The organism is Acinetobacter sp. Brlt_5, from assembly GCF_051949055.1.
In the GTDB taxonomy this organism is placed as follows: Bacteria; Pseudomonadota; Gammaproteobacteria; order Pseudomonadales; family Moraxellaceae; genus Acinetobacter; species Acinetobacter indicus.
On the sequence record NZ_JAYJLP010000023.1, the window covers coordinates 1 to 22480 of the forward strand.

Annotated in this window: 26 protein-coding genes; 10 read left to right on the plus strand and 16 right to left on the minus strand. The window is 46.9% G+C overall.

Annotated elements, in window-relative coordinates; translation table 11 throughout:
• Positions 1–100: 100 nt before the first annotated feature.
• The 4 genes from VF685_RS12785 to VF685_RS12800 form a co-directional block, all read right to left on the minus strand.
• Positions 101–1489, minus strand: coding sequence for a dihydrolipoyl dehydrogenase (locus VF685_RS12785; RefSeq protein WP_253097561.1), 1389 nt, complete (start codon positions 1487–1489; stop codon positions 101–103).
• Positions 1490–1571: 82 nt separating this feature from the next.
• Complete coding sequence (locus VF685_RS12790; protein WP_127801811.1) at positions 1572–2762, minus strand: hypothetical protein; 1191 nt, start codon at positions 2760–2762, stop codon at positions 1572–1574.
• Positions 2763–2960: 198 nt separating this feature from the next.
• Positions 2961–3383, minus strand: a complete 423-nt coding sequence (locus tag VF685_RS12795) for a beta-lactamase hydrolase domain-containing protein (protein WP_045796347.1) — start codon at positions 3381–3383, stop codon at positions 2961–2963.
• Complete coding sequence (locus VF685_RS12800) at positions 3376–3711, minus strand: TIGR01244 family sulfur transferase (RefSeq protein WP_005182227.1); 336 nt, start codon at positions 3709–3711, stop codon at positions 3376–3378. The genes VF685_RS12795 and VF685_RS12800 overlap by 8 nt, the downstream gene beginning before the upstream one ends.
• Positions 3712–3835: 124 nt before the next feature.
• Between VF685_RS12800 and VF685_RS12805 the strand changes: the two genes are divergently transcribed.
• From VF685_RS12805 to VF685_RS12815, 3 genes are all read left to right on the plus strand, one after another.
• Complete coding sequence (locus VF685_RS12805) at positions 3836–4732, plus strand: alpha/beta hydrolase (protein WP_253097563.1); 897 nt, start codon at positions 3836–3838, stop codon at positions 4730–4732.
• Positions 4733–5164, plus strand: a complete 432-nt coding sequence (gene trxC, locus VF685_RS12810; protein ID WP_104473310.1) for a thioredoxin TrxC — start codon at positions 4733–4735, stop codon at positions 5162–5164.
• Between the two features lie 71 nt (positions 5165–5235).
• A complete protein-coding gene (locus tag VF685_RS12815; RefSeq protein WP_171525181.1) occupies positions 5236–5604 on the plus strand; it encodes an acyl-CoA thioesterase in 369 nt (122 codons plus the stop codon).
• Between the two features lie 64 nt (positions 5605–5668).
• Here VF685_RS12815 and VF685_RS12820 read toward each other — a convergent pair whose 3' ends face one another.
• Together VF685_RS12820 and VF685_RS12825 are read right to left on the minus strand one after the other, a co-directional pair.
• Positions 5669–6175 (minus strand): DUF4442 domain-containing protein, encoded by a 507-nt coding sequence (locus VF685_RS12820; protein WP_286385496.1) that lies wholly within the window; start codon positions 6173–6175, stop codon positions 5669–5671.
• Positions 6176–6203: 28 nt separating this feature from the next.
• On the minus strand, positions 6204–6692 hold the full coding sequence (locus VF685_RS12825) for a YajQ family cyclic di-GMP-binding protein (RefSeq protein WP_005182257.1): 489 nt from the start codon (positions 6690–6692) through the stop codon (positions 6204–6206).
• A 91-nt stretch (positions 6693–6783) separates the two neighbouring features.
• Between VF685_RS12825 and VF685_RS12830 the strand changes: the two genes are divergently transcribed.
• On the plus strand, positions 6784–7098 hold the full coding sequence (locus VF685_RS12830; protein ID WP_005182260.1) for a rhodanese-like domain-containing protein: 315 nt from the start codon (positions 6784–6786) through the stop codon (positions 7096–7098).
• A gap of 187 nt (positions 7099–7285) precedes the next feature.
• Here VF685_RS12830 and mnmC read toward each other — a convergent pair whose 3' ends face one another.
• Genes mnmC through VF685_RS12850 form a run of 4 tightly spaced genes read right to left on the minus strand, consistent with a single transcriptional unit; the run spans position 7286 to position 10627 of the window.
• Positions 7286–9163, minus strand: a complete 1878-nt coding sequence (mnmC, locus tag VF685_RS12835) for an FAD-dependent 5-carboxymethylaminomethyl-2-thiouridine(34) oxidoreductase MnmC (protein WP_286385498.1) — start codon at positions 9161–9163, stop codon at positions 7286–7288.
• Positions 9164–9193: 30 nt separating this feature from the next.
• On the minus strand, positions 9194–9676 hold the full coding sequence (locus VF685_RS12840) for a hypothetical protein (RefSeq protein WP_005182267.1): 483 nt from the start codon (positions 9674–9676) through the stop codon (positions 9194–9196).
• Between the two features lie 5 nt (positions 9677–9681).
• Entirely contained in the window at positions 9682–9984 is a 303-nt protein-coding gene (locus tag VF685_RS12845) for a YciI family protein (RefSeq protein ID WP_016659549.1), read from the minus strand.
• A 31-nt stretch (positions 9985–10015) separates the two neighbouring features.
• Entirely contained in the window at positions 10016–10627 is a 612-nt protein-coding gene (locus VF685_RS12850) for a septation protein IspZ (RefSeq protein WP_005182273.1), read from the minus strand.
• Between the two features lie 44 nt (positions 10628–10671).
• On the opposite strand from VF685_RS12850, the gene VF685_RS12855 reads away from it, so the two are divergent.
• Positions 10672–11547, plus strand: a complete 876-nt coding sequence (locus tag VF685_RS12855; protein WP_016659548.1) for a PHP domain-containing protein — start codon at positions 10672–10674, stop codon at positions 11545–11547.
• Positions 11548–11596: 49 nt separating this feature from the next.
• On the opposite strand, the gene VF685_RS12860 is transcribed toward VF685_RS12855, so the two are convergent.
• The gene (locus VF685_RS12860; RefSeq protein WP_005182277.1) at positions 11597–12508 is read right to left on the minus strand and encodes a bestrophin family protein; all 912 of its coding nucleotides are present in this window, start codon (positions 12506–12508) and stop codon (positions 11597–11599) included.
• A 70-nt stretch (positions 12509–12578) separates the two neighbouring features.
• Positions 12579–13274, minus strand: a complete 696-nt coding sequence (gene radC / locus VF685_RS12865) for a RadC family protein (protein WP_163142828.1) — start codon at positions 13272–13274, stop codon at positions 12579–12581.
• Positions 13275–13387: 113 nt separating this feature from the next.
• Here radC and coaBC point away from each other — a divergent pair, with 113 nt between their 5' ends.
• Complete coding sequence (gene coaBC / locus VF685_RS12870; RefSeq protein WP_127800596.1) at positions 13388–14662, plus strand: bifunctional phosphopantothenoylcysteine decarboxylase/phosphopantothenate--cysteine ligase CoaBC; 1275 nt, start codon at positions 13388–13390, stop codon at positions 14660–14662.
• Between the two features lie 73 nt (positions 14663–14735).
• Here coaBC and secB read toward each other — a convergent pair whose 3' ends face one another.
• The 4 genes from secB to rsgA all read right to left on the minus strand — a co-directional run bounded on the left by secB (position 14736) and on the right by rsgA (position 17075).
• Positions 14736–15194, minus strand: coding sequence for a protein-export chaperone SecB (gene secB / locus VF685_RS12875; RefSeq protein WP_005182282.1), 459 nt, complete (start codon positions 15192–15194; stop codon positions 14736–14738).
• 40 nt (positions 15195–15234) lie between these two features.
• Positions 15235–15492 carry a glutaredoxin 3 gene (gene grxC / locus VF685_RS12880; protein WP_005182284.1) on the minus strand — a complete coding sequence of 86 codons (258 nt, stop codon included), beginning with the start codon at positions 15490–15492 and terminating at the stop codon, positions 15235–15237.
• A gap of 20 nt (positions 15493–15512) precedes the next feature.
• Positions 15513–15920 carry a rhodanese-like domain-containing protein gene (locus tag VF685_RS12885; RefSeq protein WP_163169950.1) on the minus strand — a complete coding sequence of 136 codons (408 nt, stop codon included), beginning with the start codon at positions 15918–15920 and terminating at the stop codon, positions 15513–15515.
• Between the two features lie 96 nt (positions 15921–16016).
• Complete coding sequence (gene rsgA, locus VF685_RS12890; RefSeq protein WP_104472792.1) at positions 16017–17075, minus strand: small ribosomal subunit biogenesis GTPase RsgA; 1059 nt, start codon at positions 17073–17075, stop codon at positions 16017–16019.
• A 124-nt stretch (positions 17076–17199) separates the two neighbouring features.
• On the opposite strand from rsgA, the gene orn reads away from it, so the two are divergent.
• The 4 genes from orn (at position 17200) to VF685_RS12910 (ending at position 22477) form a co-directional block, all read left to right on the plus strand.
• Positions 17200–17754: an oligoribonuclease gene (gene orn / locus VF685_RS12895; protein ID WP_005182297.1), complete on the plus strand. Its 555-nt coding sequence runs from the start codon at positions 17200–17202 to the stop codon at positions 17752–17754.
• Positions 17755–18009: 255 nt separating this feature from the next.
• On the plus strand, positions 18010–18744 hold the full coding sequence (locus VF685_RS12900) for a Bax inhibitor-1/YccA family protein (RefSeq protein ID WP_016659546.1): 735 nt from the start codon (positions 18010–18012) through the stop codon (positions 18742–18744).
• A gap of 148 nt (positions 18745–18892) precedes the next feature.
• Positions 18893–19696, plus strand: coding sequence for an enoyl-ACP reductase FabI (locus VF685_RS12905; RefSeq protein WP_005182307.1), 804 nt, complete (start codon positions 18893–18895; stop codon positions 19694–19696).
• 138 nt (positions 19697–19834) lie between these two features.
• The gene (locus VF685_RS12910) at positions 19835–22477 is read left to right on the plus strand and encodes a type VI secretion system Vgr family protein (protein WP_205779434.1); all 2643 of its coding nucleotides are present in this window, start codon (positions 19835–19837) and stop codon (positions 22475–22477) included.
• Positions 22478–22480 lie beyond the last annotated feature (3 nt).

Sequence of the window (22480 nt, forward strand, 5' to 3'; positions counted from 1 at the left end):
TAGCTAAAAGCTAGGGGGATTTTTTTATGCAGAAAATTTGTGTGGGAAATAAAGATAAGTAGAATCAAAAATGACAGTGAAATGAGAAAAATAGAGAAGATTAACCTTCCTCTTGATTTCTCAACTGTCGGCGAGCATGTTTTAAAGCCGTTCTTAAACCTTCTTCAAGCGTCGGATGATAGAAAGGCTTAGCAAGAAGTTCATCTAACGTTACCCCTTCATCAATCAGCCAAGCAAAAGTATGGGCAAAATGTTCGGCAGATTTTACAAAGAGTTCTGCACCTAATAATTGGCGTGTACGTTTATCAATATAAATTTCAACAGCACCCTTATTTTTAGCCAGAACCATCGCCCGACCTTGGCGCTCATAAGACACTTTTCCAATCACAAAGTCGATGTTCTTGTTTTTAAGCTGTTTATAGCTTTGGCCAGCAATTGCCATTTCCGGTTGACTAAACACAATACTCAGCGGTGTTAAGTCTTTTAAATTCTTGAGCTTTGGATAATTAAGGCAATTATGTACTGCACCTCGGCCTTCATGGGCTGCTTCATGCTGAATGGGGGTAGAGGTATGTGCATCACCAACCACAAAAATTGGATAATTGCCTAGCTGTTTGGTTTGTGGATCAATCGGTAGCTCTTTAAGATTACCGAACTGAGAGTCAATCTGTTGTAGATTCAGCGAATCTAAATGACTACGACGGCCGGTGGCCACCAGTACATAATCAACCATAAGGTGCTGCGTTTGACCTTGCTCGCTAAACTCAAGCTTGACCTGATTGCCTACCTTTTCCACGTTTTGTGGTAAGACTTCAAACTTAATCTTTAATTCATTGCTGAGAAGTTCTTGGGCGAGTTGTTGCAGATCAGGACTGGTCAGGGCGCCAACACGACGGCTTCGTGCGAATATTGTCGTATCACAGCCCAACCGTTGCATGGCTTGAGCAAGCTCCAGTGCAATGACGCCACTGCCAATCACGGCCAAAGATTCAGGGATGATATCTAGTTCAAAGATTTGATCTGAAGTAATTAGTCGTTCACCGAGCTGCTGTTTCCATTCAGCGTCATAGGTCGGGGTAGAGCCGACAGCTAGAATAAAAGCTTTGGCCTGATATTGCTGTTGGTTCACCTGTACGGTTTGAGCATCAATAAACGCTGCCTTGCCCTGAATTTTGTGTTGTGCATCCCAGCTTTCAACTTCTTTTAAAGTGGCCTGGGTGAAATGGTCACGCAAAGTGCGAACATGCGGCATGACCTGAGAGGTATCAACCTGTGCTTTGATGTTGAGACCGACTTTATTTGCCTCGTGTAAATCATGTAGGCGATGTGCAGCAGAAATCAGCACTTTACTGGGCATACAGCCCACTCGGGCACAGGTCGTATCCCAGGAACCGTCATTAATAATAAGAATATTTTGTGTGTGCTTGATGGCTTCTTGATAAGCAGTGATTCCTGCTGTGCCTGCACCAATAATAATAATGTCGTACATAGGAGCAATTTCAATAAAGAGAGATACTATCGAATATATAAAAAAACCCTCTATTTAGAGGGTTTAATTGCAATTTCTTACATTAAAATTTTATACCAGTTGGCTCGGTTAAAGTTGTGCTAATAGTTCCATTATTATTGGTAGATGTGCCCTTAAATGTAATATTATTGATCATGTGTTCAAAATTCAAAGTTCCACTAGTTTCATTTTTAAAGCTAAAAATATTTTTACCAGTTAAAGAGATGTTGCCAGTGAAAGATTGTATATTACGCTCAGGTATTTCATTCTCAACACGAGTGCCATCAATTGCTGTAATATTAACAAGCTTTAATTCTTTTTCACCATTATTTTTAATACGATAACTCGATGAGCTACTTAGATCACCTGGTGTAGAGTTGAAGATAAAGGATATAGGCTCGGCGAATGAAACATTTGCATTGTCATTTATAAGAACATTAAAACCAGAACCTTTTTCAAACATAAATAACTCACCATCTAAAGACGTCAAATCTTTATAAGTGCTAAAAGCTCCTGTAGTAACTTCTTTTTCAACGGGTAAGTCCGTTTCAGGGTCTATTTCTGTTGTTGTTACAGTAATTTTATAATCACTAGTCGACTCATTAATTAATACAAAGCGCTTTTGATGCTCTTGTTCGACCCATTTCTGTTTGAATGGATATGCAAAAGCCCCTGTGATTGTCACATCATGTAAGTTTTTATCTATATTCTCATTCTCAAAAATAAAAATACGTGTGGTGGCTTGGTATGCTTCTAGATTCGGAGTTATCCCATCATCTTCTAAGCGGATATTCTTTAGGTCATCGCGGGTAATTTCGAAGTCCCAATCATTATAAGCTGGTAATAAAGTTTTAATTTGATCGCCTGTGAATGAGTAACATGCACGATAATCGCTGGTACTTTTTTCAAAACATTTTTCACGATAGAATTCAGGAAAACTGGCAAGATTTACATCTCTAATAGCCAGAGTTAGTTGTAATGGCCCATGTGCAAAAGTATCTAGTGAGTGATCAATATAACCTTTGGTAGTATTTAAATCATTTGCATCATAATTACCAAATAAAAATTGTCCTTCACGTTTTAGAATCTCAAGTTGTTTTGTCGCAATTTCAACAGAGGTACTTGGTGGGGGAGTGGTATTATTAGATTCATTCGATGTAGCGCCACTATCATAATAGCCTTTACTTCCCCCTCCACCACATGCACTAATAAGTCCTGAGAATGCTAAAATTAATGAGCCTTTAACTAAGTTCATAAAGTTCCCCTAATAAAAAATTATGTATAAGATTTATTTGTATTATGTAAAGATACCATAGAAAAAAAGACGCATATAGCGCCTTTCATGAGTTAACTTAATTAAATTGTCGTCCCCACACTCACCCCCACCGTTGGGCGGACATCCATAGAGCTACAACCTGCCAGTATACATGCACAAATCAGCATGATCCAGATTTTATTCATGTAATAACCCCTGATTTTTTGCCTGATTAAATAGGGCTGCCGAACGTGAACCACTACGACAGACCATTAAAATCGGTTTCGGCAGTTCATTATAGTATTTCGCAAACTCTTGCACATCGGCCTGGGAAATTGCACCGCTGCTGACCGGTTGGTAAATCACGCTAACCCGTGATTTCTCGGCGATGTCACGCAATTGGTTCACTTTGACTGTGTTGCCTGCTTCCTGATCGGGACGGTTCACAATCACCGATTTAAACCCATCTTGCAGCAAGGTCTTAAATTTCTCAGGTGTCATTTGCCCAGAAACACTAAGATTGGCATTTAACGCACGGCTAAAATCACTGGCAGCAACGCATAGGGAGGTCGTGGTCATTGAGAGTGCCAAAACCATCCCCATCCACAACGACTTAGTCATCTAACAGGTCCATTTGTTTGGCCAGTTGATATAAGTTGTTTGAGCGGTTGCCAGTACGGCAGAACATCAGAACCGGTTTTGGCAATTCATTAAAGTGATTGGCAAAGGTGCGGACGTCTAATTCGGTGATTTGTCCAGCCACCACCGGTTGATAGACATAATCCAGTCCTGCATTACGCGCTGCATCTTCAATTTGTGCGCTGGTCGGTTGTTCCGGGCCACCTTCCATGTCTGGACGGTTGTTAATAATTGATTTAAAGCCTTTTTCAACCACCTGGGTTACGTGTTCCGGGCCAATTTGACCTGCAAAGCCAACATGCTCACTCATAATGCCACTCCATCATCCATATCTGAATATTATGCTCTATAATACCACTAGCCAGATTTTCGCGCAGATTGTTCTGAAATATTTATAAACGATTACAACCATAAAACAACGCACTGGAGCAGCCATGCATGCCTATACTGTCGAGCCTCTCTATGTCAAAAGCGGTCAGGAGGTCATTGCTGCCGATTTTTACCTGCCAAAAACTCCTACTAAACCAGCCGTGATTTTAATGGCGCATGGCCTGGCCGGCCTGCGTCAGTTCAAGCTGGTGCAATATGCCAAACGCTTTGCCCGCGCCGGGTATGCGGTGGTGCTGTTTGATTATCGCTATTGGGGCGGTAGTACCGGACGACCACGTGAGCTGGTGTCGTTGTCGCGGCAGCTGGATGACTGGCGTACCATGATTTCACATGTACAGGAACGACAATCGGTGGATGGGCGGCGGATTATCCTGTGGGGTACAGCGCTAAGTGGCGGCTATGTCTTAACTCTGGCTTCACAGTTAAACCATTTAAAAGCGGTGATGGTGCAGGTGCCATTTATAGATGGCGCGGCCAGTGCCAAGCTGTATCCGATTCAGCAGCTGCCACGCGCCTTAAAAATTTCCAGTCAGGATTATATGGGCGCCAAAGTGGGCCTAATGCCAAAAACCTTGCCGGTGGTTGATCCGAAAGGGCTGTGCTTTTTACCAACGGCAGACAGTTATGAAGGCTATCTGTCTATTTTACATCCAGATTTTTACTGGAGCGGCGAGATTCCGGCGCGGGCGCTGTTTCATCTGATCCGTTATCGGCCGATTCAGGATGTGCGCCAGATTAATATTCCGGTGCTGTTTATTGCCGCCAAACGCGATAGCCTGATCCCGATTGAATCGAGTCGTGAAACAGCCACCAATATTGCGCCTTATGTGCAATATCATGAATGGGATATGCAGCATTTTGATGTTTATCATGGCCAATATTTTGAAAAAGCCGTCAAGACTCAATTAGAATTTCTACATCAGCATATTGGAGTAAGCTAAATGATTGTTGTCTGTCCAGCCTGTAGTGCCAAAAACCGTGTTCCGGAGGATAAGCTAACTGCCCATCCAACGTGCGGACAATGTCATCAGGCCTTAATTCCGCTGGCGCCGATTGACCTGAATGAGCAGAATTTTAGCCAGTTTATCCAGCACAGTGATTTGCCAATCCTGATCGACCTGTGGGCAGAGTGGTGTGGACCTTGCAAGATGATGGCGCCGCATTTTGCCCAGGTTGCCACGCAATATCCACAGGTAATTTTTGCCAAAATTAATACTGAAGAAAATCCGCGTTTAAGCAGTGCCTTTAATGTGCGCAGTATTCCCACGCTGGTGTTGATGAATAAGACCACCGAAATTGCTAGAATAAGCGGCGCATTAAGATCGACCGAACTGAAACAGTGGTTAGATCAGCACTTAACTTCAAACCCTTAATCACGCCCGGAGCGAATGTGTCAGATTCTCAACTAAAACCGGAAGGGACGCTCTCTCTTCAAACCATTGCTATGCCTGCCGATACCAACTGGAGTGGAGATGTGTTCGGGGGCTGGATTGTTTCGCAGATGGATTTGGCCGGGGCAATTCATGCCGAGCGTTTTACCCAAGGCCGCTGTGCCACCATTGCCATTAACCAGATGACCTTTCTGGTGCCTGTGAAAGTGGGGGATGTGATCAGCTGCTATACCAAAATCCTGAAACTGGGCAATACCTCAATTCAGATGCAGATTGAAGTCTGGGACAGCCATGACAGTTCACGTGCAGCGAAACGTGTTACCGAAGGCGTCTTTACCTTTGTCGCGGTGGATGTCAAAGGCAACAAGCGTCAGATTTCTGAAGAGGTAAAACAGAAATATCTGGAATCGCAAGCCGTATAATTTGTGCGCTCAAAGATCAAAAATCCCAGTTCTGAAACTGGGATTTTTTATGGCTTAAAGCGGGTTAACGGGCTTTTTTAAGCTGATCTTTACTGACCCAGGCCCAGAGCATTTCACATTGAATTGGTGCTTCACCCGATTCATCGGTCACTTCGACTGCAACCAGCGTTTCACCTTTTTCGGTGTGTTGCATCAAGTGCTGCTGTTCTGCACTCAGCGTCGCGACTGCGGTCATGGCGCCTTGGGTCGGGCGTTTAAAATCAACCTTAAAGCTTTTAATTAACACAATCGAATGATCGGGCACATTCATGCCAGTCACAAAGCCGGTGGCAGTTTCTGCAATCAGTGCCATGGCGCAGGCATGTACCTGGCCAATATGGTTTTGTATGGCTTTGTGATTGTCAATTTTCACCACCACTTTGGCCGAACTGACTTCGAGATATTTTAATTTGGCTGTCCCCACCATAGGCACGATCCGGCCAAAGGCTTTGCTCCACAAAGTGGTGCGAATCACCTGTGGAAATTTTGCTGTCGCTTTGACTAATTTTGCTAAACGATTCGCTTGTGCCATGATCGATTCCTATGCGGGAGCAAAGAGCTTAATCTTTGAAGTTGTTAAATTGCAGTGGCAGGCCAAATTGCTGTTCTTTTAAAAACGCCATCACTTGCTGTAAGGTGTCGCGTTTTTTATCCGTCACACGGATTTTGTCGCCCTGAATAGAAGATTGCACTTTAATGCCGCTTTCTTTAATGGCTTTATTAATTTTTTTCGCGGTATCAGAGTCAAGACCATCTTTGAGCTTCACCGTCTGAATCACGTTTTTACCTGAGGCCGTGGCTTTTTGCGGGTCTAGCGCCTGCACATCAATCTTACGTTTATAAAAATGATTCTCCAGCATGGTATATACTTGCTCACATTGGAAATCACTTTCGGTTTTGATTTTGATCTCTTTGGCTTTCTCATTCAGTTCGATAGAAACATCTTGACCACGGAAATCGAAACGTGTTGCGATTTCTTTTTGAGTATTCTGAACTGCATGATTTACTTCAAAAATTTCTAATTCTGAAACAATATCGAAAGATGGCATAGTTTAGACCTTTACAAATGGAAAGAATATCTGAGATGCTAGGGATGTTTTCTTCATTTGCCAAGTGTTGTTTACATCAAAGGAGTGCACAATGATCCGTAAGCAAGAAATTACAACATTTGAGTTCCCAGAAAATGCAATCATCTGGGATGTCCGTGATGCAAGTGCTTATGCTGAAGCGCATATTCAAGGCGCAGTCAATCAGCCAATTGCCAACTTGTCAGCAGATAGCTTGACTCAGGTGTCAGCGGATCAACCGATTTACATCTTATGTGGCGGTGGCAGCAAAGCGCCGCGTGCGGCTGAATTGTTAGAAGAGCTGGACAGCTCACGTGAATATGTGGTGCTGATGGGCGGTACCCGTGCTGCACGTGATGCTGGTTTGCCTTTGGTTCAAGGGCAATAATCAAAAAGCGCCGTCAGGCGCTTTTTTATGAACACTGTTTATCATTGACTAAAAAAGATCAGAACATTCCCTCATATGATCAAGCATTTTAAATGAAGAAAATAAATGCTCTCCTCGACTTCCACACTAAGCCTGATCTTTCAAACTAAACCGGGCCATCATTCTCGATCTATACAACGTTTTTAGCTTAGGCCTTAAAATACGGTTTCTTGGCTTTGGCTTTCTTTTGAAAACGGCGGATGTTAAGTTTCTCCAGTACCTGCATCGGCACCGGGCAGGCCTCATTTAAAATCTGTGCGGCCAGAATTTCACTGCATAGCGGTGCAAACAGAAAACCTTTGGAACCGAGTCCAGTCAGGCTATAGACTTGCTGTCCGGTTTCAAGTGCTCCAAGCAGCGGGAAATAATCCTGACTTTGCGCACGGATTGACGCACGGCCTTGCCAGCTGTGTGGATCAGGCAGGGTGTCCGCATAGTCGGGGAAGACGCTACGGATCAGCGCCAAATTATGTTCATGATCTTCTCGTAAGACTTCGGCATCATCCCGACCCGGATAAAAAGACGCGCCTAAAATCAACTGCTCTGCATCGAGCTGCATACAGTAACCGCCATAACTATAGGCGCTATCTAAACGCAGCGGTTGCTGGGTATTCTTCAGCCAGCTGACCTGACCCCGAATCGGTTTTAACAGCGGATAATTGTCAAAAAACTGGCCGGATTCACGGGCTGTGCAGACAAAGACATGATCAAACTGGCCCAGAGATTGGCGATCACTGAACAGTTCCGGTCGATCCGTCGGGTGAATCTGGGTGATTTTGACCTGCTGATATTGAATCCGCTCATGCGCCAGAATCTCCGCACACAGTTGATGTGGCGACACCGCGCCAGCCTGTAACAGACGCAGGGCAGGAAATTCCGATTGCAACTGTGCGTCTAAATCTTTTTCCAGAATACCTGCCGGATATTCATCGGCCAGTGCCAGCAGCTGTTCCGGGTTTTTTAGCCCAAGCTGATTGACCTGAATCGGGCGGAAGGCCTGAAACTTTGCATAATGATTTAAGGCATGTTGCCAGGCCAGGGTCATTAAATGGGTACGGCTCTGTTCAATAGCACAGAGCTTCGGATTGAGCAGGGCCAGTGGATTGCCCGAGCCACCCGCCAGTGGCGCGCTTTGATCATACAGAGAAACTTGATGCCCACGCTGGGCAAAAGCCCAAGCCAGACTTAAACCGGCAATACCGGCACCAATAATGGCAATATGCCGTTGCTGTACAGAGGTCGAAGGAACTGAGGTTGCTGGTTCAGTTTCCCGTTCTGGGCTAAGCGGTTCTTCTGGCGCTAACCAGATGCCTTTTAGCATTTCGCGTTTATGGCCAAACCCGTGCGGCCGGGAAATATGAATCCCGTGCTGTCTTAAACCTCGCTTTAACACCCCGGCTACACTAAAGGAAGCGAAGGTAGTGCCGACATCTGACAGGCGAATAATATGATTGAGCACCTGTTCTTCCCACATATCCGGATTGCAGGAGGGCGCAAAGCCATCTAAAAACCAGGCATTGACCTGTGTGGTTTTGGCCATCATCGGAAAGACATCGTGCGCATCACCGAGCCAAAGGTCGATAGAAAAACGCTGCTCCGGAAACGACAGGCGATGACAGCCGGCCAGTGGTAATGGGTACTGGGCAATCAGCTGATCGGCCAGAGGTTTTAGTTCCGGCCAGGCATTTAAGGCGCGAATTAAATCGGCTTTGGAAAGTGGAAATTTCTCCACCGAAATGGCATGTAAATGGCTGTGATTATTCGGACGCACCTGTTGCCACAGTTGCCATAAGGCCAGAATATTCAGGCCGGTGCCGAAGCCGGTTTCTCCGACACAGAAATATTCATAATCTTGCAGGGCTGCCAGACGCTCGGACAGGTCATTACCGTTTAAAAACACATGCCGGGTTTCCAGCAGGCCATTGTCCTTGGAAAAGTAGACATCCCCAAACTGTTTCGATACCGGGACATCAATGCCCTCAATATGTTGCCAATCGAGATCGGCGGTTTGAATGCGATTAGACAACACCCAGATTACCTTTAATGAAGCAGAACATTACCACTGACGGCGACGTTTGGTATACACATAGCTGGCCACCAAAAAGCCCAGCAATACGCCGACAGCCAGCGTGGCAGCGCCGTAAAGAAACATCTGTGCGCTACGTTCACTTTGTAAGACCTGAACCTGTACACCCAGATTGTCATTTTTCAGCTGCAGTTCCTGGTTTTGCGCCAGTGCTTCCAGATTGGCTTTTTCCAGCTGTTGCAGGCGGCTTTCCTGATCTTTGACCAGCGCCTTGATTTTAGCTTCCTGTGCCGCTTTATTCTTGGCTAGCTGCTCAGCGGTCAGCGGCTGGTTGGCCGTTGCCGGCGCTGTGGTGGTGGCCACAGCCGGTATAATCGCCGGTTTAGCTGGCGTTGCGACCGCTGGCGTGACTTGAGCCGTGGTATTTACAGCAGCGGGTGCAGCCGGTTCAACGGCCCACAGTGCAGAACAGAAGAAGGATAGACCCAGTAGACTCGGGACAACAACGCGCATGCAGCTTATCCTTTAGGAAATGCTTTATTAAAAGGTTTGACTTCAATCTGGCCATAGACGCCTGCTTTCAGGAATGGCTCATCTTGTAGCCAAGCATCAAGGGCTTCACGAGACTCAAAATCGACAATAATGGTACTGCCATAAAAGCCCGCTTGCGGATTGGTCGGATCTTTCGGCATCGCACCGGCGACAATCAGACGGCCTTCATCATCCAGCTGTTGCAGACGTTCAAGATGTTGCGGACGAATGGCCAGACGTTTTTCGACGGTTCCTTCGTTATCGGTACAGGTCACCACAAATAAAGGCATAAGGTATTCTCGCTCAAGCGGACTGAAGGATTTATTCGGCAGTTTTAAAGTATTTACGCAATACAATAAACTGAATAATGATAAAGGAAAACATCACAATCATGTCACCAAAAGCAGTGAATTCTCCCCAGTATTTTCCACCCATAAAGATATAGGCAAAGAAGCCGTGCAGGAAGGACATTAGCAGAAACATCCCGACCCAGGCATAGTTCAGTTTCATCCAGCCTTTGTCGCTTAAATTGAACACCGGACCAAACAGGCGTTGGATTAATGGCTTACGATCTTTGCTGAACCACGGCGACAGCAGGAAGGCGCCAGCAAAGACCAGATTCAGCAAGACAGCTTTTAGGCGAATATAGAAGTCATCGCTCAGCATCAGGGTAATGCCACCAAAAATCACGGTCATAAACAGCACAATCCACTGTTGTTTGTCCAAACGGAATTTTTGAGAGACAAATAATGCGCCATACACCACTAACATGGAAATGATCAGACCAGTGGTGGCCACAAGAATGTTATTGTTATCCACACCACCAGCAGAGCCGATCATTTGCAGCAAAGGATGGTGGGTATCTTTTGGATCTACAGTTTTATATAAATAAAAGAAAATAATGAGTGGCACAAAGTCTAAAAGTGCTTTCATGTTAGAGTATCTAAATCTGATCAAATAAATGTCATAGTATAGAGATGCACGGCGTAGATTTACATACACATAGCAATATTTCTGATGGAACTTTAAGTCCGCAGCAATTGATTGCAGCAGCAGCTGAACTGTCGATCCATACGCTGGCATTGACTGATCATGACAGCATGGATGGAATTGCACTGGCTCAGGAAGCAGCGAAAAATCACGGGATTAAGCTCATATCTGGCGTGGAAATTTCCAGCCAGTGGTCACGTCCGGCGACCAAAAAAAGCTATGCTGTGCATATTGTGGCCTTGAATATGCAAAATCCAGCGCCGATGGCAGCACTACTGGCCCAGCAAAAAAATATTCGTGCTGCGCGCTCCAAACAGATTTGCGAGCTGCTAATTCCGCTGATTGGTGAAGATATTTATACCGATGTGATTGCCAAGGTAGATAATGTCCCGGATCGGGTGACCCGTACCCATATTGCCAAAACCCTGGTGGAAAAAGGCTATGTTAGTCGGCCGCAGCAGGCCTTTGATAAATACATTAAAGAAGGCAAAAAAGCCTATGTGAAATTTGAAGGCTTGGGCTTGGAGGAAACTATTCAGGTGATTCATGCCAGTGGCGGTTTTGCGGTGCTGGCGCATCCGACCCGTTATGATCTGTCGGCGACCAATATCCGTTACCTGATTGAAATTTTTGCTAAATTTGGTGGAGATGCCGTCGAGTTGCCGCCGGCGATTGATCCAAGTTCTACCCGGCAGATGGTGGACCGGATGATTGCCGAGCATGGCTTAAAAGTCTCGGTCGGTAGCGATTTTCATGGTGAAAATATGCCGTGGATGAAACTGGGCAATATTCCCAGCCTGAAACCGGGGCAGGTCGGAATTTGGGAAAGTTTTGTCAATCCATCACCGGCGCTGACTGCGTAAACGTATTTCAGCATCAAAAAAAACCTCAGCTGGGCTGAGGTTTTTTGCTTTAGAGCAGGTTATTGTCCTGTGCCTGAATTGGTGGTGGTGTCGGTTTCCCCAAAGTCGAGAGTAATTCGATTTCAATGGTGCGCACCATCGCATCTAAAGGCAAGTCATTACTTTGCGTACCAAATGGCTCTTCAATTTCCGAGCTTAGGGCGTCCAACCCCAAGAAGGTATAAGCCAGAATCCCGACCAGTAGTGGTGTCGCCAGCCCCAGCGTCGAGCCCAAGCTAAACGGCAGCATAAAGCAGAAAAAGTACACGGTACGGTTTAGCAATACCGAATAGGCAAACGGCAGCGGGGTGGTGGCAATCCGGTCACAACCGGTTTGCACCAGGCTGAGTTCCATCACATGCTGGTTCATCTGGCTGTAAATAATATCGGAAATTTCACCTTCTTTTAGGGCCTGCATCAGTTCCCATTGAATCAGGCTGAGGGTATATTGCGGCGCATTGGCCTGTTGATACAGCTGGGTTACGGCCTGCTGGCTCATACCGCTGGTTTCTACCAGTTCAGTCGGGTTGGCAGTTTGATGGCGCAGACGGTCACGCAACACATTGGCAAACACAATCACATGCTGAATCACCCGTTCCCGGCGGCCTTGGGCCAGCATCCGGCAGTCGCGGTCAAAATGGCGCGCATTGGCAATTAACATGCCCCACAGTTTGCGGGCTTCCCACCAGCGGTCATAACAGGCCGAATTTTTAAAGCCAAGGAAAATCGACAGCACCACCCCAATTAAGGTAAAGCCGATCAGGGGGAAATCAGAGAAGTGAAAATACCCGACATAGGACAGGCCGCCGACAATCGCCGACAGCAACATGACCACGCCCAAAGGTGGTAACACCTTCGGTAAGATGGTACCTCGCCAGGAAAATAACAGCCTAAATACGCTCGGTTGGTCACGTACAATCATGTCTGGGAATCAGCTTAAGTTTTTCATGATCTTCTGTGCTGGCCGGGTTTTTGTCAATATGTTGCGCTGCTTAAAATGTCGACTCGATGAGTTGATGTTCAGCAAAGGAAAAACTGCCTTCGGGAGCAATAATACAATGATCAATCAGGCGGATATCAACCAGCTGGCAGGCCTGCTGGATGCGCTGGGTCAATTGTAAATCGGCTGGTGAGGGCTGTGGCTGTCCCTGAGGATGATTATGACTGATCACCAGCGCCGTAGTGTTTTTCTGGATGGCAAAGCGTAGCAGCTGGTTGATCGAAATTTCACATGAATTGAGCGCGCCAAAAAACAGTTTCTTAAAACAGATTTTGCGCAGCTGCGCATCCAGGCACAATACTGCAAATACTTCCTGAGTTTCACCGAGCAGTTCAAAGCGTAAATAGTCCAGTAGCAGCCGGGAGGAGCTGAGTTCCAGTTTGTCCTGCTGCAAATGCTGGGCGGTATAGCGCCGGCCCAATTCCTTGACCGCCATCAGCTGGCTGTATTTACTTGGACCCATGCCATGAAACTGGCTTAAATCGGGCAGGGCGGCATCGAGTACCGCATTCAGGCTGCCAAAGGCCTGTAATAAATGACGGGCCAGTTCAACGGCAGAGTACTGCTGGGAGCCGGAGCGCAGGAAAATAGCCAGCAGTTCGGCATCGGAAAGACTGTGCGCGCCGTACTGGATCAGGCGTTCACGCGGACGCTCCTGTTCCGGCCAATGTTTAATACTGAAGTTCATTGTTATTAGACTTATTGGTGATGAATTGTTATGGATTTCGCCCAGACATGTCTTGGGAATGACAATATTTAATGCTATTGTGAGCCCCACTGCAACAGAAAGGTAAGCTGTTCGTGAGTTTTGATTTAAGTGTCATTCCTAATAAAAATATTATTGTGGGTATTACTGGCGGTATTGCCGCCTACAAAAGTGCCATTCTGGTTCGCCGTTTAAAGGACGCTGGCTTTAACGTCCGGGTGGTGATGACCGAAGGGGCACAAGCCTTTATTACACCGCTGACCTTTCAGGCGTTGTCGGGCAATCCGGTGCATACCCAGTTGCTGGACCCGGAAGCCGAGGCCGGCATGGGGCATATTGAACTGGCACGCTGGGCCGATCTGGTGCTGATTGCACCGGCCAGCTGTGACACCCTGGCCAAATTTGCCGCCGGTCTGGCAGATGACTTGTTATCGACTTTATATCTGGCCACCAGTGCCCCGGTCTGGGTGGCACCGGCCATGAATCAGCAGATGTGGGCGGCCAAAGCTACGCAGCGCAATCTGGCGACGCTGGTAGACGATGGCGTGCATGTGATTATGCCGGAATCCGGCTCACAAGCCTGTGGTGATGTCGGTCTGGGCCGTATGCCTGAGCCGGAAGAGCTAGCGCGTCAGGTCACCGATTATTTCCATAAAGCGCAGCGTGCGATTGCTGAAAAATTTGGTCTGCTGGCCAGCAAGCATGTGGTGATTACCGCCGGGCCAACCCGTGAAGCGATTGATCCGGTACGTTATATTTCCAATCATAGTACCGGGAAAATGGGCTTTGCCCTGGCAGCAGCCTGTTACGCAGCCGGTGCCAAAGTCACGCTGATTGCCGGGCCAGTCAGTCTGGATACACCAAACGGGGTCCGCCGTATTAATGTCTCTTCAGCCGTGCAGATGCTGGACACCAGTATGCAGTTGCTCGATGAAGGTTGTGATGTGTTTATTGCCACCGCTGCGGTTGCCGATTACCGCGTGGCTGAAGTTGCAGAGCACAAAATCAAAAAATCCGGAGATGAACTGGATATCGCCTTAATCAAGAATCCGGATATTGTGGCGACTATCGCGCAGCAGGAAAAACGTCCGTTTATGGTCGGCTTTGCTGCTGAAACGCGCAATGTCGAAGAGTATGCGGCTGGTAAACTGGTAGCGAAAAAACTGGATATGATTGCCTGCAATGATGTGTCCCGTGCAGACATTGGTTTTGCCTCTGATGAAAATGCCATGACGGTGTTCTTTGCTGAAGGCTATCATCTGCCAAAACGCGATCTGGAGAAAGCCTCCAAGCAGGAAATTGCCCAGCAGCTGGTCGAAGCCATTCATGATGCCTTGCACCATGATCCGGCGCAGGATGAAGCCTTCTGATCCTGTCAGAACAAATAAAAAAGCCCTGCAAGTGCAGGGCTTTTTCGTGCTGGACTTAAATGCCTGAATACAATTAAGCCTGACCTTCTGCAGCAGCGGCTTGTGCGCGTTGCATGTTGGCTTCAAATTCAGCATCAAAGTTGATTGGCGTTAACAGCAATTGCGGGAAGCTGCCTTTGGTAACCATATCATTCACTGCTTCACGCAAGAACGGGAACAGGATGTTCGGGCAGTAGGCACCCAGAATATACGGCAGACGTTCTTCTTCTACGCCATCAATCAGGAAAATACCTGCTTGAGTGACATCTACAATAAATGCTGTATCACCGGCATTGTTGGCTTGAACAACAACTTTTAAAGACACTTCAAAGTGGGTTGGATCAATCTTTTCTGCAGAAGACGACAGATTGATATTCAGTTCAGGCTGCCATTCTTTGGTAAATACTTGTGCCCCTGGAACTTCAAAAGAAATATCTTTTGTATAAATACGCTCTAATGCCAATTGTGGTTGAGCTTGTTGTTGTTCACTCATTATTTATTCCTTAAAAATATGAACAGAAAATTAACTGAAATTATGACGCCAGTAAGTCATCGAGTTTGCCTTCACGCTCAAGGGCGTAAAGCTGGTCGAAACCACCAATGAACTGCTCATTAATAAAAATTTGTGGAACAGTACGATGGTTGGTGCGCTGCATCAGTTCAGTGCGGACTTCTGGTGCTTCGTTGGATAAATTGATTTCTTTATAGACAACGCCTTTACGCTCAAGAAGCTGTTTTGCACGTACGCAATATGGACATACAGTTGTTGAATAAATCGTTACTTCAGCCATTGCTAATCTCCTCAAGCGGATTATTTGCTTTTTACTAAAGGTAAGCCTTGTGCTTTCCAGTTACTGATCCCACCATCCAGACGATAGCTATCTGCGTGGCCTACCTGTTGCAGGGCAGTGCCGGCAATTTGACCTAAATTGCAGATAAACACCAATGGACGGTCAGCGGTTTTTAACTCTTCAATATGGCTTGAAACTTTGCTGTAAGGAATGTTGCGGCTGCCGCTGATATGGCCTTCACGGAAGTCTTTGGCATCACGTAAATCAATCAGCATGGCATTTTTGGCTTTCACCAGAATCCCTAAAGATTGTGGGGAAATTTTACGCCCGTTACGTTGGCCTTCCAAAATGAAGAATAAAACCACCAAAACTGCCAGTGTTCCAAACAAGAAGGGGTGATTCCCCATAAACTCGAACCAACGTTCCACAAGTCACCTAAATTACAATTTCAAAAATTGTCACAGAGTATAGCCTATAAATATGGTGATCAAAATCACCGCTTCAAGGGTCGGGTTGCAATTAAACTAATTTTTTTGCTGGGCTTCGTTGACTTCATCAATCAGACGTAAATAACTGTCGAGCCGGCGCGTTAAAATCTCACCCGCTGCCGCCGCCTGACGCAAGGCACATTGCTTTTCGTGCTTATGGGTACAGTTACGGAATTGACAGTGACCGAGCAGATTTTCAATTTCCGGAAAACCCTGCTGGATTTTTTCAGTCGTCAAATGCCACAGGCCAAATTCACGGATGCCCGGTGAGTCAATGAGCGCCGAACCTTCACCAAACGGAATTAAGCGGGTGGAGGTGGTGGTGTGCTGACCCAAGGCCGAGTTTTCTGAGATGATATTGGTTTTCTGCGCCGCTTCCGGCACGATGGCATTAATCAGGGTGCTTTTACCGACACCGGACTGACCGACAAAGGCCACAGTTTCATTTTTTAAACGGTTGGACAGTTCGGTCAGATCTGCATCGGACTGGGTCTGCATCACTTCATAACCCAAATTGCGGTATTCTTGCAGTAAATCCAGAATCGGATCATTTTCGGTAAGTAGGTCGGATTTGTTCAGGATCAGCAGCGCCGGAATATTGGCATCGGCACAGGCCACCAGATAGCGGTCAATCAGACCCGGTGCTGGTTCTGGCAGCGGTGCAAACACAATCACAATCAGCGAGATATTGGCCGCCACCGGTTTGACTTTGTGGTAACGGTCCGGGCGCGTGAGTAAAGACTGACGCGGATGAATCGCGCTAATAATGCCCAGACCGGTATTTGGATCGGCCTGCCATTTAACCCGGTCACCGGTAACCAGTAATTCCAGGTTGGTACGGGTATGACAGCGCCAGATGCTGCCCAGTTCAATCGGTTTCCAGAACGGTTCAGGTTCACCTTCGGCCACCACGGGTTTTTCAGGATGCTGCTCCGGCACGGAGAGGGCTTGTACTTCCAGCTGGCGTCCATAATGCTGCACCACCAGACCTTCCAGATCATTGGAGCTGTCTATATCTTCCTGCCGGGTTTGCTGCTGTTTCTGAATGCGGCGTTGTTGCTGTTCAGTCAGGCGACGCTTACGAATTAAAGCCATTCATATCCTAAAAAACCATGAAATCTGGAGTGCAAAAATAGCATGAAGCACGGGCAGAATGACACCCAAGAACACAGAAATTTGCTACTATAGCCGTTTTTAAGACGAATAAGATTGCACATTTATGAGCAGCACGCCTGATACCCGCTTAATTTGGATTGACCTGGAAATGACAGGTTTAGATACCGATAATGATCAGATTATTGAAATTGCCACCATTGTGACAGACGATCATTTAAATATTCTGGCGGAAGGTCCGGTACTGGCCGTGCATCAATCAGATCGTATTTTAAATGCCATGGATGAATGGAACACGCGTCAGCATGGTCAGTCGGGGCTAATTGAGCGTGTACGTCGCAGTAAACTGAGCGCGCAGGATGCCGAGCAGCAAACTTTAGAGTTTCTGAAAAAATGGGTCAATCCAAAAACCTCGCCGATGTGCGGTAACTCGATCTGTCAGGACCGTCGCTTTTTACACCGGTTAATGCCGGAGCTGGAGCAGTTTTTCCATTACCGTAATCTGGATGTATCTTCTGTTAAAGAGCTGGCCAAACGCTGGCGTCCGGAAATTATGAGCGGCTTAAAGAAAAATGCTTCTCACCTGGCCATGGATGATATCCGTGACTCGATTGCCGAGCTGAAATACTATCGTGAATATTTCTTTATTATGAATAAATAAGTATCTGTTCATCATCCATCTATTTGCACTGTGGGGACTAGCGTATCCACAGCGTTTAAGAAGAGGCTTTGGGCCTCTTTTTTTATCTCTATCGTTTTTCATTTGCTGTTATTCGGATGTGATCCAGAGATATTACCCGTTATAAAGATGTAATCTTTTTGGTGATTATTTAGACAGGATGCGGCTGCGCGCTTATGATAGGAGCAATGAGTATTTCAAAACCCATTTGCCGCAATGATCGGAGTACCTTAAATCATGCAAAGTAATAACCCGATCCTGACACGCGTTGAGGTGTCGAGTGATTATGCCCAGCCGATGAGCGTGCAGGGAGCAATCCAAAAATCTGTCCTGCTGACTTTAATTGCCGCCGTGGTGGGCATCGGCCTGTTTTTCTACAGTTTCCTGACCGCCAATCTTTCTATTGCCTATGCCGGCGCAATTGTCGGTGCCATTGGCGGACTGATTCTGGCTTTGGTGGCCACCTTTAAGCCAAATACAGCGCGCACGCTGGCCATTCCCTATGCGCTGTTTGAAGGGGCCTTTCTGGGCGGGATTTCAGTGATCTTCCAGTTGCAGTTTCCGGGTGTGCCATTACAGGCCTTGCTGGCTACCTTTGTGACCACATTGGTGATGTTTGTGCTGTATCGTACTCGGGTAATTCGCGCCACTGAAAAATTTAAGGCGGTGGTGATGTCGGCCTCAATTGCGATTGCGATGGTGTTTGTGGTGCAAATCTTTCTGAGTCTGGCTTTGGGGTCGAGTATTCCTTATCTGTTTGAAAGCAACTGGCTTGGAATTGGCTTTGCAGCATTTGTGGCCGTGATTGCCTCTTTAAACCTGATTCTAGACTTTGACCTGATTGAAACCGGTGCAGCACAAGGTGCACCGAAAAGCATGGAATGGCTGAGCGCCATTGCCTTATTGGCCACCTTGGTCTGGATGTATTATTCCTTCCTGCGTTTGCTGGGCTTATTGCAAAGCAATGATTAACTTCCCTGCATTTATCGACATTAACATCGCGCAACCTTTGCGCGATTTTTATTTTCTTCGGAGGAATTGAAAAAAAGGCGCATTATGCAATTTCCGAATTGGCTCAGAATTGGCATGATACTGCAAAATCAATATGAGTGAGATTCACATGGCACAAGGACTATTAGCGGGTAAACGCTTTTTAATCGCGGGTATTGCGAGTAAATTATCCATTGCATTTGGTGTTGCTCAGGCTTTACATCGTGAAGGTGCAGAGCTGGCTTTTACCTATCCGAATGAAAAATTGAAAAAACGTGTGGATGAATTTGCAGAACAGTTCGGTTCTAAAATTGTTCTTCCTTGTGATGTTGCGGTAGATGCTGAAATTGAACAGGTCTTTGTCGATCTTGCTCAACATTGGGATGGTCTGGATGGCGTGGTGCATTCAATTGGTTTCGCACCAGCCCATACCTTAGATGGTGACTTTACTGATGTGACCGACCGTGAAGGTTTTAAAATTGCGCATGACATCAGCGCCTACAGCTTTGTTGCGATGGCGCGTGCCGCAAAACCATTATTACAGGCGCGTCAAGGCTGTTTATTAACCCTGACTTATCAGGGTTCTGAGCGTGTAATGCCAAACTACAACGTGATGGGCATGGCCAAAGCTTCGCTTGAAGCAGGGGTGCGTTATTTAGCCTCTAGCTTGGGTGCTGAAGGCATTCGTGTTAATGCCATTTCTGCCGGTCCAATCCGTACATTGGCTGCATCAGGAATTAAATCATTCCGTAAGATGTTGGATGCCAATGAAAAAATTGCCCCATTAAAACGTAATGTCACCATTGAAGAAGTGGGCAATGCCGCTTTATTCCTGTGCTCACCGTGGGCCAACGGGATTACCGGTGAAATTCTATATGTAGATGCTGGCTTTAATACTGTGGGTATGAGCGCCGCCATGATGGACGCAGAATAAGTCGGAACGTTTTAACCTGCGCCGGCTTTTTATCGGATAGTTACATATTGATAAACAAGCGGCCGGGTTGAAGCGATGTTTTATGTGGTTATTTTGTATAAAATAGCCACACTTTTTTTAGCTATTTATTACAGAGCAATGATGCCAAGCAATATATTTGCAGCACTAGAAAAATTAGGCCTCAGCCCACAAAAACGTGCCCTCCATATTCAATTTTCTCAGCCTGCCTTAAATGCCGATGTTTTTTTGCAGCGCATCGACGGTGAACACCAGCTCAATGACGGTTTACATGCCGAACTGATCTGTCTCTCCACCAACGCCCAGATTCCGTTAAAACAGTTTATTGGCGCGCAAGTTGCCGTCGATCAGGTCACTGACCAGGGCCAGCTATTTCGCAGCAGCGGTATTATCACCGCAGCCGCGCAAGGCCAGAGTGATGGCTCTCTCACCCTCTATAAACTTACGCTAGAAGATCCAACCGCACTCTGGCATAAACGCCGTAACAGCCGTGTGTTTATGAATAAAAGCGTGCGTGAGGTCAGTGAAATTTTATTTAAAGAATGGCAAAACAAAAGCCCGCTCTTTGCCGCCAGCCTGACCCTGGACTTAACCGGACTGACCCAGGAACTGGATGTGCGTCCCTTTATCATGCAGTCCAATGAAACCGACTATGACTTCCTGACCCGGCTCTGGCGCAGTGAAGGCATTAACTGGCTGATTGATGAAGCCCAGTTACAGGTCGTACATTCCAGCAGCCCGATACAGGCCCAGAAACTGCGCCTGATTGATGACAACAGCCAGTACAGTGCTTTAAACCGCCGCAGCATCCGCTTTCATCGCTCCAGTGCCACCGAACAATTAGACAGCATCACCCAGTTGATTGCCCAGCGCAGCCTGCAACCCACTGCCGTACATCTACAACGCTGGCAGTCAGACAGCCTGAGCCAGGAAGAAGGTGCCGGTTCAGTGCAAAGCAAACACCAGCACAGCCATAATCAGGACAATGCCAGCTTGAGCCTGGAACAAGCCTGGCAGATCAGCCCGGCCTGGATGCAGGATTTAAATGGCGAAGACCAGGCCACCGCATCCTCTAATAACCAGCTGGATAAACTGAACCAGAACCTCAGTCACTACAACGACCTGCAATCCAAATATTTCAGTGCCCACTCCACCGTTCGTGATGCCCAGGTTGGCTACTGGTTTGAACTGAATGAACATCCCGAAATTGACCAGCACAGCGCAGCCGACAAAGAATTCTTAATCACCAGCAAACAGTTCTATAACCAGAACAACTTACCCAAAGACCTCAATCAGCAGATTAACCAGTTACTCAGCCAGAGCCACTGGCATAGCCATTTTAGTTTTCAACAAGCTCAACACCCGGATGAACGTCAAGGCAATACCTTAACCTTACAACGCCGCAATATCCGCACTGTCCCGGAATATCATCCACTACAGCACCGACCGGCGGCCCATCCACAGCGCGCCCGGGTGGTGGGACCTGCTGGCGAAAGCATCCATGTCGATGAATGGGGCCGGATTAAAGTCCGTTTCCTGTTTACCCGCAGTGATGACCATCAGCATGATGGTGGTGCGGGGAGCAATGACAATGACACCGATTCCGCCTGGGTCGATGTACTGACCCCCTGGGCTGGAGAAGGCTATGGTGCCCGCTTCCTGCCACGGATTAATGAAATTGTGGTGATCGACTTCTTTGACGGTAACATCGACCGGCCTTTCGTGGTTGGTCGTTTACATGAAGCAGAACGCTCGCCAACCCAATTCGACCAACAAGGCCAACTACCCGACACCAAAAAACTCAGCGGGATCCGCTCACAGGAAATTGAAGGCAGTGGCTTTAACCAGCTGCGCTTTGATGATACTTCGAAGCAGATTTCAGCCCAGCTGCAAAGTAGTCATGGCGCGACCCAACTGAACCTGGGGAACTTGAGCCATCCCAAAGCCAGCGCTGAAAGTGATGGTCGGGGTGAAGGTTTTGAACTGAGAACCGATCAGTGGGGTGCAGTACGTGCTGGAGAAGGCTTGCTGATTTCCACCCATCCACAGGCACAAGCCGAAGGCAATCATCTTGATACCAGTGAGGCCAAATCCCAGATTGAAGGCTCACTGAACAATGCCCAAGCTTTAAGTGAAGTGGCCAAAAACCAGCAGACCGATCCTTTAGAAGTTCTCGATAACTTAAAGAACTTCCTGGAACAGATCGAACAGCAGGATGAAAGCAAAGCCGCTGCTTTTAAACAGGCCTTAATGATTCTTAGCGCACCAAACTCTATTGCTTTAAGTAGCCAGCAAGATGTGCATCTCTCTGCTGATGGTCAGATCAGTCACAGTGCCGGAGAAAGTATTAACCTGAGTACGCAGCAGTCTTTGATTGCGCATGCCAGCCAGAAACTGAGCCTGTTTGCAGCACAAGAAGGGGCACGACTGTATGCCGGTAAAGGCAAAGTCGAAATTCAGGCACAGGGTGATGGGGCAGATCTTATTGCCAGAAAGGGGGTGCAGATTATTTCAACGGAAGATGCGGTTTATATTACCAGTCCAACCGAAATTAATCTGACCGCTGGTGGTTCACAAATCAAGATTAATGGCTCGGGTGTATTTCCAACCACAAGTGGAAAATTTGAGGTGAAAGCGGGGCAGCATTTATTTATGTCAGGAGTAAATGTAGAAAGTACACTATTGAACATTCCGACTTTAAAATGTCCTTATAAATTACAACAAGCTGCTACAAGTGGTAGCGCAATTGTAAAATTGAATTAAGGC

Coding starts and splice junctions, on each gene's coding strand:
- VF685_RS12855 (WP_016659548.1), top strand. CDS start 10,672: ATGCACGGCGTAGATTTACATACACATAGCAATATTTCTGATGGAACT.
- VF685_RS12800 (WP_005182227.1), bottom strand. CDS start 3,711: ATGAGTGAGCATGTTGGCTTTGCAGGTCAAATTGGCCCGGAACACGTA.
- VF685_RS12820 (WP_286385496.1), bottom strand. CDS start 6,175: ATGGCACAAGCGAATCGTTTAGCAAAATTAGTCAAAGCGACAGCAAAA.
- VF685_RS12910 (WP_205779434.1), top strand. CDS start 19,835: ATGATGCCAAGCAATATATTTGCAGCACTAGAAAAATTAGGCCTCAGC.
- VF685_RS12905 (WP_005182307.1), top strand. CDS start 18,893: ATGGCACAAGGACTATTAGCGGGTAAACGCTTTTTAATCGCGGGTATT.
- radC (WP_163142828.1), bottom strand. CDS start 13,274: ATGAACTTCAGTATTAAACATTGGCCGGAACAGGAGCGTCCGCGTGAA.
- VF685_RS12900 (WP_016659546.1), top strand. CDS start 18,010: ATGCAAAGTAATAACCCGATCCTGACACGCGTTGAGGTGTCGAGTGAT.
- VF685_RS12795 (WP_045796347.1), bottom strand. CDS start 3,383: ATGACTAAGTCGTTGTGGATGGGGATGGTTTTGGCACTCTCAATGACC.
- VF685_RS12850 (WP_005182273.1), bottom strand. CDS start 10,627: ATGAAAGCACTTTTAGACTTTGTGCCACTCATTATTTTCTTTTATTTA.
- secB (WP_005182282.1), bottom strand. CDS start 15,194: ATGAGTGAACAACAACAAGCTCAACCACAATTGGCATTAGAGCGTATT.
- VF685_RS12815 (WP_171525181.1), top strand. CDS start 5,236: ATGCCTGCCGATACCAACTGGAGTGGAGATGTGTTCGGGGGCTGGATT.
- rsgA (WP_104472792.1), bottom strand. CDS start 17,075: ATGGCTTTAATTCGTAAGCGTCGCCTGACTGAACAGCAACAACGCCGC.
- orn (WP_005182297.1), top strand. CDS start 17,200: ATGAGCAGCACGCCTGATACCCGCTTAATTTGGATTGACCTGGAAATG.
- trxC (WP_104473310.1), top strand. CDS start 4,733: ATGATTGTTGTCTGTCCAGCCTGTAGTGCCAAAAACCGTGTTCCGGAG.
- VF685_RS12785 (WP_253097561.1), bottom strand. CDS start 1,489: ATGTACGACATTATTATTATTGGTGCAGGCACAGCAGGAATCACTGCT.
- VF685_RS12830 (WP_005182260.1), top strand. CDS start 6,784: ATGATCCGTAAGCAAGAAATTACAACATTTGAGTTCCCAGAAAATGCA.
- VF685_RS12805 (WP_253097563.1), top strand. CDS start 3,836: ATGCATGCCTATACTGTCGAGCCTCTCTATGTCAAAAGCGGTCAGGAG.
- grxC (WP_005182284.1), bottom strand. CDS start 15,492: ATGGCTGAAGTAACGATTTATTCAACAACTGTATGTCCATATTGCGTA.
- VF685_RS12825 (WP_005182257.1), bottom strand. CDS start 6,692: ATGCCATCTTTCGATATTGTTTCAGAATTAGAAATTTTTGAAGTAAAT.
- VF685_RS12860 (WP_005182277.1), bottom strand. CDS start 12,508: ATGATTGTACGTGACCAACCGAGCGTATTTAGGCTGTTATTTTCCTGG.
- VF685_RS12790 (WP_127801811.1), bottom strand. CDS start 2,762: ATGAACTTAGTTAAAGGCTCATTAATTTTAGCATTCTCAGGACTTATT.
- VF685_RS12840 (WP_005182267.1), bottom strand. CDS start 9,676: ATGCGCGTTGTTGTCCCGAGTCTACTGGGTCTATCCTTCTTCTGTTCT.
- VF685_RS12845 (WP_016659549.1), bottom strand. CDS start 9,984: ATGCCTTTATTTGTGGTGACCTGTACCGATAACGAAGGAACCGTCGAA.